We start from the raw sequence: 2,632 nt of genomic DNA on the forward strand, positions 1-2,632 counted from the left end.
TCCGCCGTCGCAGCTGCGCTGCCACATTTTTATCGCTTTAGAATAATCGCCGTCCTCATAGAGCTTGTCCGCGTCTTCAAAGACTCCACCCATGCAAAACATAGCTATAACGGCTAGATAAAGATATCTTTTCATTTAATCCATTTAAAATTTCTGTAAATCTACTCGCACGTTCACGGCGCGAAATTCCGTATTTAGTATTTTATGATCTCAGTTTGCGCGTGGGTTTTGCGCGCGGCTAGCCCTAGCAGAACCGAGACCGCGCCTAGCTCTCTTTCAAAAGCTTAGTTAGCGCCGTGCCGCTTTCATCGTGTTTACGGATGTTTTTATAAATTTTACTAAAATAAGCTTCTAAAAATTCCTGATCATCGATCTTATCTTCGCCCTTTTTCGGCTCGATCTTTCGGTACTCGCCGCTGCTTTGCAGCTCGAATGCAAGCTCGTTGTCGCTTAGCTGAAGCTTTAAAATTTCTTTTAGCTTGTTTTGCAGATTTTCGTTGTAAATCGGGCTCATCAGCTCCAGTCTGCGCTCCAAATTTCGCGGCATCCAATCCGCGCTCGCGATATATAGGCTGGGCTGGGCGTGCGCGAAGTAAAAAATTCTAGCGTGCTCCAGGTATTTGCCGACGATCGAGATCACGCGGATATTTTCGCTAACGCCCTTTAGCGCCGGGCGCAAGCAGCAGATGCCGCGCACGATGAGATCGATCTTCACGCCCGCGGCGCTTGCTTTATACAGCGCCTTGATCATATCGCCGTCGACAAGAGCGTTCATCTTAGCGATGATCCTGCCGGCAGAGCCTTTCTTCTCCTCGTTTTTTATCATCGCTAAAAGCCGCTCTTTGATCTGCATCGGCGACATAGAGAGGTTGCCTAGCTTGCGGTTTTTGTTGTAGCCCGAGAGGATGTGAAAGAAATTCGTCGTGTCCTTATCGAAGCGGTCGCCGCAGGTAAAAAAGCTCACGTCGGTGTAAATTTTAGCGCTAGAGCCGTTGTAGTTGCCCGTGCCTAAGTGGATATAAAATTTTAACTTGCCTTCCTCTTTTTTGATGATCTGAGTTACCTTGGCGTGGACTTTAAAGCCCGTGATACCGTAGATGACGTGCGCGCCGGCGTCTTCGAGCGCCTTCGCCCAGTGCAGGTTGTTTTCCTCATCAAATCTCGCCTTAAGCTCGACCATCACCGTTACCTGTTTGCCGTCGCTTGCGGCTTCGATCAGGCTTTGAACGATCGGGGAGTTTTTCTCCACGCGATACAGCGTCATACGGATCGAGATGACTTTCGGATCCTTGGCGGCCTCTTTGATGAGCTTTTGGACAGGATCGAAGCTCTCGTAAGGATGGATCAGAAGGATATCCTCCTTCTCCATCGCGCTCATAACGGAGGTATTTTCGTTAAAGGGGGGCAGCGTCTTTGGCAGATACTGAGGATGGGCTAGAAAGGAAAAATCCTTATTGGAGGCGATCTCCCAAAGCCCGTCCAGCGTAAGTGGCACGGCGCATTCATATATATCTTTGTAAAAAATTTTAAGATGGGAATTTAGAAATTCTAAAAGCTCGGCATCGGCGTCCTTTTCGATCTGAAGTCGTACGAAAGCCCCCTTGCGGCGCAGCTTAAGCCCCGCTTCCAGGATCATCATAAAATCGTCCGCTTCCTCCTCCTCGATTACGATATCTGCGTTTCGCGTGACGCGGAAGGCTGCGGAGCTGATGAGCTTGTAGCCCGGAAAAATTTCCTCCGCGTGGCGTTTTACGATGGTGCCGATCGGCACGTAGGTGTTTTGCGCGACCTGCACGAAGCGCGGGATCACGCGCGGAATTCTAATCATCCCAAAATGTACCGACTCGGGCGCGCCCTCATCGCAGAGCTTGACCGCAAGGGAGAAGCTGAGATTATTTAAATGCGGGAAAGGATGGGTCGCATCCACTGCGATCGGGACGATGACGGGCATTATCTGCGAGAAGAAAAACTCGTCCGCCACAGGCTTGAGCTCGGGCTGCAGTTCGTCGTAGCTTTTGATAAAAAGCCCGTTTTTGCAAAGCTCCTTTTGGATGCCGAAATACTGCTGCTCAAGCTCGGTTTGTTCGTTTCTTAGATAGGAGCGGATCGCGCGTAGCTGCTCAAGAGGCGTCATCTCGTCATCTCCGCTGGTTATAACGCCGGCGGTAAAAAGCTGCTTCAAGCCCGCCACGCGGATCATATAAAATTCGTCTAAATTCGTGCTGTAAATCGCTAGAAATTTTAATTTTTCAATTAGCGGGATATCCTTTTTGCATTGTTCCAGCACGCGGGTATTGAAGCGTAGCCAGCTTAGCTCGCGGTTTATAAAATTATTTTGTGTTTGCATAAAAACTCCTTTTTGAATATTAATTCTAAGATTATAGCCCAATTAAGATTAAATTTTAAAGTCCGAATTTTATGAGCTTGCAAGTGGGGCAATTTAGTATTTAAATTTCTGCTCTAATTCCCTATTTTTCCTAAATCCTTGCACATTTGCGCGTCGCCGTCTTTGCAGCCCAGCTGCAAATACCGCCTTAAATATGAAATTTGCTTTTCCTCCTCCTTGCTCATATCAAGCACCCATTTGCACGCTTGTTTTATTGCGAGTTTAAACATAGTGCTTTCATTTTAA

At 47.8% G+C, this 2,632-nt stretch carries 2 protein-coding genes; both read right to left on the bottom strand.

Annotation, left to right across the window (positions count from 1 at the left end; genetic code table 11):
• Positions 1-265: 265 nt before the first annotated feature.
• The gene (locus Q0095_RS02300) at positions 266-2,347 is read right to left on the bottom strand and encodes an RNA degradosome polyphosphate kinase (protein ID WP_297880985.1); all 2,082 of its coding nucleotides are present in this window, start codon (positions 2,345-2,347) and stop codon (positions 266-268) included.
• A 113-nt stretch (positions 2,348-2,460) separates the two neighbouring features.
• Positions 2,461-2,616, bottom strand: coding sequence for a hypothetical protein (locus Q0095_RS02305; protein WP_297880987.1), 156 nt, complete (start codon positions 2,614-2,616; stop codon positions 2,461-2,463).
• Positions 2,617-2,632: the final 16 nt, after the last annotated feature.

Origin of the sequence: uncultured Campylobacter sp. (assembly GCF_938045535.1) — a bacterium.
Taxonomy (GTDB): Bacteria; Campylobacterota; Campylobacteria; order Campylobacterales; family Campylobacteraceae; genus Campylobacter_B.

What these genes read in the sequence shown, in the direction of transcription:
- Q0095_RS02305 (WP_297880987.1), bottom strand. Translation starts at nt 2,616, where the DNA reads ATGTTTAAACTCGCAATAAAACAAGCGTGCAAATGGGTGCTTGATATG.
- Q0095_RS02300 (WP_297880985.1), bottom strand. Translation starts at nt 2,347, where the DNA reads ATGCAAACACAAAATAATTTTATAAACCGCGAGCTAAGCTGGCTACGC.